Annotated in this window: 8 protein-coding genes and 1 pseudogene; all 9 read left to right on the top strand. The window is 34.9% G+C overall.

The features are described from left to right. Window positions 1-192 (top strand): annotated as a pseudogene (locus C6H08_RS12155) (hypothetical protein); the annotation flags it as partial. Between the two features lie 36 nt (window positions 193-228). Continuing rightward, window positions 229-1,131, top strand: a complete 903-nt coding sequence (locus tag C6H08_RS10435) for a glycosyltransferase family 10 domain-containing protein (RefSeq protein ID WP_233708575.1) — start codon at window positions 229-231, stop codon at window positions 1,129-1,131. Between the two features lie 693 nt (window positions 1,132-1,824). Then, window positions 1,825-4,206, top strand: a complete 2,382-nt coding sequence (locus C6H08_RS10425) for a heavy metal translocating P-type ATPase (protein WP_034579539.1) — start codon at window positions 1,825-1,827, stop codon at window positions 4,204-4,206. A gap of 118 nt (window positions 4,207-4,324) precedes the next feature. Continuing rightward, the gene (locus C6H08_RS10420; protein ID WP_004089118.1) at window positions 4,325-4,612 is read left to right on the top strand and encodes a hypothetical protein; all 288 of its coding nucleotides are present in this window, start codon (window positions 4,325-4,327) and stop codon (window positions 4,610-4,612) included. A 16-nt stretch (window positions 4,613-4,628) separates the two neighbouring features. After that, entirely contained in the window at window positions 4,629-5,369 is a 741-nt protein-coding gene (locus tag C6H08_RS10415) for a formyltransferase family protein (protein WP_034563751.1), read from the top strand. Between the two features lie 20 nt (window positions 5,370-5,389). Then, a complete protein-coding gene (locus C6H08_RS10410; RefSeq protein WP_034579536.1) occupies window positions 5,390-6,568 on the top strand; it encodes a cation:proton antiporter in 1,179 nt (392 codons plus the stop codon). Window positions 6,569-6,873: 305 nt separating this feature from the next. Beyond that, a complete protein-coding gene (gene feoB / locus C6H08_RS10405) occupies window positions 6,874-8,856 on the top strand; it encodes a ferrous iron transport protein B (protein WP_034579966.1) in 1,983 nt (660 codons plus the stop codon). A 1-nt stretch (window position 8,857) separates the two neighbouring features. Then, window positions 8,858-9,448 (top strand): ribonuclease HII, encoded by a 591-nt coding sequence (locus C6H08_RS10400; RefSeq protein WP_034563755.1) that lies wholly within the window; start codon window positions 8,858-8,860, stop codon window positions 9,446-9,448. Between the two features lie 286 nt (window positions 9,449-9,734). Further along, window positions 9,735-9,962 carry a hypothetical protein gene (locus tag C6H08_RS10395; protein WP_104686196.1) on the top strand — a complete coding sequence of 76 codons (228 nt, stop codon included), beginning with the start codon at window positions 9,735-9,737 and terminating at the stop codon, window positions 9,960-9,962.

The following is a 9,962-nucleotide window of genomic DNA, read 5'->3' as shown; positions in this document are numbered from 1 at the left end:
CATCAAAGAGAGGATAAGATAAAAGCAGAAGTCTTACATAAAAGTGCCAATGATAACGCACAGATAAATAAAGCAAATTGCATAGTTGTTCGCAATGGGATCAATTTATTGGGTTGTAAACCTACCAATTTAATTGATATTGCAGTCACTATATATGGTGAATATTTCTTGATTTTCATTATTTTGATGTAAAATTAGCTTTTGAAATTTACTATAAGAGCAGGAAATATGAACAAACGAGTCTTAAATATGAGAATACTAGATTGGTGGAATGAGGATAATGAAGTAAATTTCTATAGTAATGCTCTCATTCAGCTACTACAACAAAAATATGATGTTGCATATAGCAATACCCCTGATTTTATCTTATGTGGTCCTTTTGGATATAAGCATTTAGAATATGATTGTGTGCGTATTTTTTATACAGGAGAGAATGTTCGCCCAGATTTTAATCTCGTGGATTATGCGATAAGTTTCGATTATGCAGTATTTGAGGATAGACATTTACATGCACCGTTAATATTTTTCAACACTTATCGTTCAAAAGAGTTGCAAAATACCTTAAAAAGTCGCATTCATTTAAGCAAATATAAAACAAAGTTTTGCGGTTTTGTCGCGAGTAATGGCTATATGACTGAAATGAGAGATAACTTTTTTGAGGCATTGTGTGCTTACAAGAATGTAGATTCTGGTGGTAAGTGGAAAAATAATATTGGTACTAGTGTCGATGATAAAATAGAATGGCTAAAATCATATAAATTTAATATCTGTTTTGAAAATGGAAGTTATCCGGGGTATCTAACAGAGAAACTATTTGATGCATTTATGGGTGGGTGTGTGCCAATTTATTGGGGAGATACGAGTCTTAGATGCGGAATAGATAAAGAGTGTAACGAAACATCTAATAAAGATTCTAAAAAGGATATTTCACCGGAGGTTTGCACGAGCAATTTTTTTACCCACAATTATAAGTATGACGAAAATCTGGATTCTAACGCTATGGGGGGGGGGGGGAATATGGCATATTTGATACGCGTATTCCAAATATCCCTCCATATTTATTTGACTACAAAATTAACCCAAAAGCTTTTATCAATGCACATGAATTTCCTACCTTCAAAGATCTTATAGATGAAATAAAGCGTATAGATGACAATGACAAGGCCTTTAGAGACATGCTAAACGAACCAATTTTTCTTGACGATTTTGATCCTCAAGAATTTTATTCTCAAAGAGTCTTTCATTTTCTTGATTATATTGTATCTCAAGGTCCCACTTGCGCAAAAAGAATAGGCAGGGGTTCTTATTTGCAAAGAAAAGAAAATGTGATGAAAACATGTCCTTACAATATTGATAGTTCGATAACACCCAAATTTATGCATTATTGCATGAAACATAGAAATTTTATTGAAAATATTAGAAAAATAAGCGAATTTCCACGAGATATAATACGCATTATGCGGGGACAATAGATTCTTAATATTTTTAGCTTTATGCGACATTATTTTACTTGTATCACTTTAATATGCAAGTAAAAATTCTTATTATCTCACACATAAACAAATATACTCTCTGTGTAATATTTTCAAACAACTACTACAAGTTATACAACATGGTTTTATATGGAAAGCTTTGAGTATTCATAAGCCATCAGTGCAAGACATTTTCACAATTAAACCCATTTGCAGTTAAGTGCAGATAATCATATATAAATAAAAACTCCAGATATACATATACCCCCATGGGTATATTAATCATGTTTATGTTATACTCTGCTTTTATTTTATATGGATTAAAATATGATTGAAATATAAGTGAGTTTATATGCAAAAATTTATTTTAGAAAATCTTGATTGCAATTCATGTGCGAATAAACTTGAGAAATCCTTGCAATCTATGCCTTGTGTAGAGAGTGCAAATATAAACTTTAGCACAAATACACTCTATATAAAGACAAGCGATATAGAAGCGATAAAAGCACAAATTGCTAAGATAGAACCAGATATAATCGTGCGTAGCACACATGAAAGCACGCATAATGTGTCTTATAAAAAAGAGTTATCTTTGCTTTTAGCCCTTCTCTTTGGCTTTGCTGTGTGTATGTTATGTTTGCATTATACACCTTTAGAATCTAGCTCTTTTATCAAGTCTTTTAATATGATACTTAGTGTTAGCTATGCAGTGCTTTTGCATTATACAGAATCTCTATCATTTTTACACAGCGTTTTTAGTGCAATCACACCATTTCAGATTCTAATCTATATCATTTTATTACTACTCTACATTATCGCAGGATTGCCTATATTTAGGGCGGTATGGCGAAATGTGAAAAATAAAGTCTTTTTTGATGAAAATACGCTTATGTTTATCGCGACTATTGCGGCATTTTGCATTGGCGAGATAAGCGAGAGTGTGGCAGTTATGCTCTTTTTCCGCATAGGCGAGTTTTTAGAATCTCTAGCCTTGAAGCGATCTAAAAAATCTTTGTATGATTTGCTAGATATTACACCAGAGATAGCGCATTTACAGATAAAACAAGCAGATTCTAATAGTATGGATTCTAGCGAGACGATTTGGCAGGATACACACCCAGAGTTATTAAAAGTTGATGATATAATCCTTGTAAAAGTTGGCGAGAAAATCCCAGTTGATGGCATTATTATGCAGGGTGAGAGTTCGCTCAATATGCAGGCAATAAGTGGTGAGAGTAAGCCTATTGATGTGGCAAGTGGTGATGAAGTTTTAGCAGGGGCTATTAATATGCAAAGTGTGCTAACTATAAAAGTGAGCAAGCCTTTCTCTCATTCTCAAGTTGCAAAGATAAAAGCTATGATAGAAGACTCAAGCAATACAAAGGCAAAGAGTGAGCAAATCATTACGAAGTTTGCTAAAATCTACACGCCGATTGTATTTTTCATAGCACTTGGCATTGCGTTCATTCCACCGCTTTTTGATGGGGAATGGCATGAGTGGATTTATCGCTCTTTAGTAGTGCTTATGGTGAGTTGCCCTTGTGCGTTGGTGCTGTCTGTGCCGCTTGGATATTTTGGTGCATTAGGCATTGCAAGTAGGAAGGGCATACTCATTAAAGGCTCTACGCATTTTAGTAACCTTGCTAAGTTGCAGCAAGTCGTATTTGATAAAACAGGCACATTAACACAAGGCGTATTTCAAATAGAATCTATAAATCCGCTAACAGATATAAGCAAAGAAAACCTACTAGAGATAGCACAAAGGGCACAAAGATTCTCAAATCACCCAATAGCAAAAGCTATTATGCAAGATTCTAAAAACACGCATATTTGTGAGATAGAAAGCTTTGAAGAGATAGGTGGAAAAGGCGTATATGCTAAGTGCTGCGGAGATAGAATCTTAGTTGGCAATGAAGCTTTAATGAAAGATAAAGGTATAGATATAAGCCCATTCTACACGCATAAAGATACACAAGATAGCGGGTTTAGCATAATCCATATTGCAAAAAATGGAATCTATCAAGGCTATATTATCCTAGGTGATATACTAAAAGAAGATAGCAAGGAGTGTATGCAGGCTTTAAGGGATCTTGGAGTAAATCCACTTGCAATTTTAAGTGGCGATAATGAAAAAAGTGTCGCACATATCGCAAGAATGCTTAATATACAAAGCTATTATGCAGGATTATTACCTACACAAAAAGCAGAAAAATTACAGGAATTAATGGGGCTAGATTCTATATCTTATAAATGCGAAGTGGGGGTTAGTATGAAAAATAAAGAAAAGTTAGAATCTAATACTTATCATGCTAAGGTGTTAACTGAAGTATGTAGCGTGGAATCTCAACATGATAAGATTCTAGATTCTAGTAAAAACACCAAGCCCCATAAAATCACAGCCTTTGTAGGCGATGGCATTAATGATTCCATCGTATTAAAACAAGCAGATATTGGCATAAGCATTGGCACAAAAGATTCTCATAGTGATATTAGCAAAGAGAGTGCGGATATAATCCTTACAAATCCTTCACCTATGGGTATAGTCCATGCTATAAAAATCGCAAGAAAGATTCAAGCACTCACTTGGCAGAATATCACTTTTGCATTAGGCACAAAGCTCATTTTAGTCCTGCTTGGTATCGCAGGTATTGCAAATATGTGGCTTGCTGTATTTGGCGATGTGGGTGTCGCCCTTTTAGCCTTGCTGAATGCCTTGAGGGTTGTTAGGGTGTAAATAAAATGACTAATAAGAGATAAACCTAATAAATACTAGAGTTTGCATATTCCATGAAACTTTGTTATAATGCCACTTTTATTGCTTACGCTTTGATGGCTATTAAAGGGATATGTAAATGCAGCAACACGATAAAAAACATAAAAAGTCTCACAACACACAAGCCTTGCAAAATAAAATACGAGATGAAGAAATACAAGAGCTAGAATCTCAAATCCTTGATATGTTTGAGGTAGCATTTCATTTTGCAGGTTTAAAGCCTAGCAATCTAGATGATGCACTGAACTATTATATGGAAGTTATGGAATCTCAAGATGATGATTTACCCTATAATGCACAAACAATTATTGCAAATATCTTGCTTATAAGACAAGACAAGCCAGAATGGTTTGACACGCTAAACTAATCACAAAAGGAACTCTATGGGACAAACGATAAATGTAGTAATACTTGCAAGTGGAAATGGCACAAATATGGAGAATCTAGTCCTATCTCTGCATAATAAAACAATCACTCAAGCCATGCGGCAAAATGGTATGAATCTCACAAAGAATAGTACGACTAAAGACAAAGCACCCCTGCAAACAAGCCCAAATGCCTTTGTCATAAATAGTGAGACAATACAAGATTCTATGCTTGCTAAAGATCCCTTAATCAATGTCTTAGGCATTGTAAGTGATAATAAAGACGCACATGCTCTTCATCGTGCAAAAAGGCTTGGTCTGCCTACACAAATAATAGAAGGCACAGATAAAAGTAGAGATGAGTTTGATATGGCATTACTTGCTTATTTAGAGAATCTAGAGAGAGAAAAAGGGCTTAGCTGCATTTTACTTGCTGGATTTATGCGGATTTTAGGGGCTGAATTTTTAGATAGATTAAAACATATAAGAATCCTTAATATCCACCCAAGCTTTTTACCACTACATAAAGGGCTAAATGGTATTGAAAAAAGCTATGCTGATAGTAATGACTTTGGCGGTGTCAGTGTGCATTTTGTAACAAAAGAGCTTGATTCTGGTATGATTATCTTGCAAGAAAAAATACAAAAGATTCCAAATGAAAGCCTTGAAGACTTCACACAAAGAGTGCATGATGTGGAATATAGACTCTATCCACAAGCCTTTCTCAAGGCATTCGCTCAAGGCATACATAATGTTTAGATTCTAAGAAAAGTAAAGCTATGCATGGACAAGAGTTATCTACTTTTGCGGTTATTGCGTTATTGATTGTAGCAGCACCTTATGTGAGTAGATTTACTCGCATTCCTGTTGCGGTTGTAGAGATTCTGCTTGGTGCTTTTGCGTGCTATTTTGGAATCTTTAAAGGCAGTGAAACACTTAATGTAGTCGCACATGTAAGCTTTTTGTATCTCATGCTTTTAGCGGGTATGGAAGTGGATTTGCGTGGGTTTAGTAGGCTTGGTAAAGAGTTTTACAAAAAGGCGTGTTTATATTTTATTATTCTATATGCAGCAGCGGGAAGCATTGTCTTAATCTTTAGGCTTGAGTGGATTTATATCGCTATTTTTCCTGTGATGAGTCTTGGTATGTTAGTAACGCTTATAAGGGATTATGGGAAAAATCGTGAGTGGCTAAATGTCGCTTTAAAAATAGGCATAGTCGGTGAACTCGTAAGCATTACTGCCCTTGTTGTGGTGCAGAATGGCTACGCACAAAATGTAGGCACAATCACTTCATGGACTTTTTATAAAGCCTTTGCGTTTTTAGCCCTTTTTGTTATAGCATTTCTCATTATCTTTCGTATAGGCAAAATTGTCTTTTGGTGGAAACCCGCTATAAAACTATGGTTTATGCCGACAAATGATAGCAATAATCAAGACATTCGCTTTAGCTTTATGCTCTTTTTCATTCTCATTGGAATCACAACTTTCATGGATATTGAAGATGTGCTTGGTGCGTTTTTAGCAGGTATGGTGATAGCTACTTTTTTTGCCTATAAGCACGACATGGTGCATAAGCTAAATGACATAGGATTTGGATTTTTTGTGCCTTTATTTTTTGTATATGTCGGTTCGACACTCAACCTTAAAGAGATTCTAGGCAATTACAATGTTATGTTACAAGGAATCTACATTGCCTTTGGAATGCTTGCCGTGCGATTACTTGCCGCAAATATTGCCTTTGGGTCGTATTTTAAAAGCATTAAAAATACTACACTTTTTGCCCTAAGTGATTGTATGCCGCTTACCTTTTTAGTCGCCATCGCAAAGCTTGGGCTAGATTTACATGCTATCACACAAGAGCAATATTATTCACTCATTATTGCAGCCACTTTTGAGGGAATCTTTTTTACGATTTTTATTAAGGTTATTTTTTATTCTGTGAGGGGTGGTCGCTAGAAAATCTTATATATTACAGATTCTCATATATTTCGTAATTATGATAATACAAACTATTTATAAGTTTTGCTTTTCACTATCTCATTATATTTTCCTACTAAATACTATAAAATATATAATAAATAAGCACTACAATCTATTTTTTATATAATATTCCTATCTTTTTATATATTTTAAACTTTTATTTTATAAAAAATCTCTCTTTACCTGTGTCATAGGGCTTCATAGGTAAATATAAACTTCATATTTACAAGTTAAAATAAGGATTAATATTATTTTAATCACTCATTTTAGGAATGCTTATCATGAAAACACTCAAAGTCGTTTTAGTAGGGCAACCAAATGTCGGCAAAAGCTCATTAATCAACGCATTAAGCAATGCAAAAATGCGAGTGGGAAACTTTAGTGGCGTTACACTTGAAAAGGCAGAAGCTACACTAAACTACAAAGACTATACTATCACTATGATTGATTTACCCGGGACATATTCTCTAAATGGCTATACGACAGAAGAGAAGGTTTGTAAGGATTTTTTGGATAATGAGAGTTATGATATTATCCTAAATGTGCTTGATTCTACAAACCTAGAGCATAATCTCATCTTAACCTTGCAATTGCAACAGCTAGATAAAACAAAGCTAATCGCCCTAAACATGATTGATGAAGCTAAAATTGATGGCATAATAATTGACACTAAGCAATTAAGCGAAATGCTACATACAAATGTATGTGAAGTCTCTTCTACAAAGAAGCAAAATCTAAATACCTTGCTTGACACATTGATCACCACACATGAATCTTATATGAAAACAAAAGATACAGAATTGACACAAAAAGATTCTAAAAATATAAAATGGCACAATACACAAGAAGAAATACAAGAGCATAAAAATAAAAATATAGGCATCACAAGCACACTCGCACAAAATGCACAAGTTATAGCAAATCGTATCCAAAAGGTTACAAAAACTCGTGCCGCAGGGAGTGCTAAGCTAGATTCTATTTTACTACATAGAATCTGGAGTATCCCTATTTTCTTACTCGCTATGTTTCTTGTATTTCAACTTAGCTTTGTGCTTGGGGATTTTTTTAAAGAAATGATAGAATCTGGCATTGACACACTTGCGACTTTTACAAAAGATTCTATATCAAATGAGCTTTTTGCCTCACTTTTAGGCGATGGGATTATTAAAGGCGTTGGAGCAGTCCTTAGCTTTTTGCCTTTGATTGCTACTTTATTTTTGGGGTTAAGCCTTTTAGAGAGTAGTGGCTATATGGCTAGAGTGGCGTTTATGCTTGATGGTTTGTTTTTCAAGTTTGGTTTGCATGGTAAGAGTTTTATCCCGCTTGTTATGGGTTTTGGCTGCTCTGTCCCAGCGTATATGGCGACACGAACTTTGCAGAATAAAAGGGATAAATTACTCACACTTTTTATCATCGGCTTTATGAGTTGTAGTGCTAGGCTGCCTATTTATCTGCTATTTGTTGGTGCATTTTTCCCGGTGGAGTATGCTGGATTTATACTCTTTGGAATCTATTTATGCGGTTTTATTATCGCTTTAATACTTGCTAAGATTCTAAGAATCTTTGTATTTCGCGGGGAGAGTGAGCCTTTTGTAATGGAGATGCCCCGTTATAGAATCCCAACTCTTCGCGTAATATGGTTTAGCGTATGGGGTAAAAGCTATCTCTTTTTAAAGAAAGCTGGGAGTGTCATACTAATTGGGGCTATCCTTGTGTGGATACTTGCAAATTTTCCTAAAAGCACACTATTGCAGGAAGAATTTAATAGAGACATACAGGCACTAGAAACACAGAATCTAAATGAGAGAGAGTTTGAAGAAAAGCAAAAAATATATGAAAATAATCTTTTAGAATCACAACTTGAATACAGCTTTGCAGGGCGACTAGGACATGCACTAGAGCCTATTTTTGCCCCACTTGGATTTGACTGGCGATTATCTGTCGCACTTATCACAGGATTTTCCGCAAAAGAGATGGTGGTAACAACGCTTGGTGTGCTTTATGCGCTTGGTGAAGAGGCAGTCGATGATGATTTGAAAAATCAAAGCCTGCAAGAAGAGCTAAGGGCAAACATTGACACAAAAGCCGCCGTTGCCTTTATCTTTTTTATCATGCTGTATATACCATGCTTTGCTGCGACTATCGCCTTTATCAATGAAAGCGGAAAGAAAATTTATGGAATCTATCTCTTTATTTTCACCACACTTGCTGCTTATACATTCGCATTTATCGGGCATGAAGTCATGGGCTTATTAGGCTATTAGCATGTTAATTTGTGGCATTGATGAAGCTGGTAGGGGCTGTGTGGCTGGTAGTTTATTTATCGCAAGTGTCATGCTTGATGAATGCTATTTTGAATCTTTTAAAAAGCTTGATATAAGAGATAGCAAACAACTCACACAGACACAAAGGCAAGAAAGAGCAGATTCTATACAAGAGTTTTTGAGAGAGCATGAAGGTAAGACAAAAATTGTGAGTTTTGATTCTGTAAATATTGATTCTAAAGGTTTAGGGCAATGTATGCAAATGGGCTTAAAAGAACTTTTACTTCATGCAAAAAAACATCAATGCAAAAGCGTTATATTTGACGGGAATACAAGCTTTGGCGTGCAAGAAATTGACACGCTAATAAAGGGAGATAGCAAACATGTCCTAATATCTGCGGCATCTATCCTTGCTAAAACAAACAAAGATTCTGAAATGCTTACTTTGCATGACTTGTATCCACAATATAATCTCAAAAACAACAAAGGCTATCTCACAAAAGCCCATATAGAATCTATCGCTAAACATGGCTACAGCCCAATCCACCGCAAAAGCTATCATATTAAAGCTTTAGAATCTCGCTTATTTTAAATCTTTTTATTTTTAAGTCTATCTGCCTAGAGTTTAGTAAATGCTAGATTAAAAGTGAGTAATATTTTAGATTATGAGATACTGGGGGCTAAAATAATGTCGGTCTTAAGACTTTGTGATGTAGATCTCTAGAGCCTAGCGATATAGTGAAACTATGGAGTAGATTTTGCGATAAAAATGACACGAAGACTTATGGGAATGATATTGTAGGGTATGCTACAATGAAAAAAGATACTCAATTTAGTAGTGTATGTTAGAAATACATTTTACATTGTAGGCCCAGAAATTGAAACAGAATTTCAAGCAGATTGTGGCACAAGGCTACAAAGCATTTATAACAACAGAAGCAATGGCTACAAAAAATAATAAATTAGAATGCTTAGAAGTCGTTGGCAATATGCATGAGAATGCAGATCTTTTAGGAAAGGTTAAAGATGTTTTGCCTATATCTCAACATGACAAAGGAAAAGTAAAACATGACAAAGCGATAATGACTACTATAAAAAAGGCTTAA

It is taken from the genome of Helicobacter bilis (genome assembly GCF_900198365.1).
In the GTDB taxonomy this organism is placed as follows: Bacteria; Campylobacterota; Campylobacteria; order Campylobacterales; family Helicobacteraceae; genus Helicobacter_A; species Helicobacter_A bilis_B.
The sequence above is the reverse complement of the archived record's forward strand: the minus strand, read 5'-3'. Positions and strand labels throughout refer to the sequence as shown.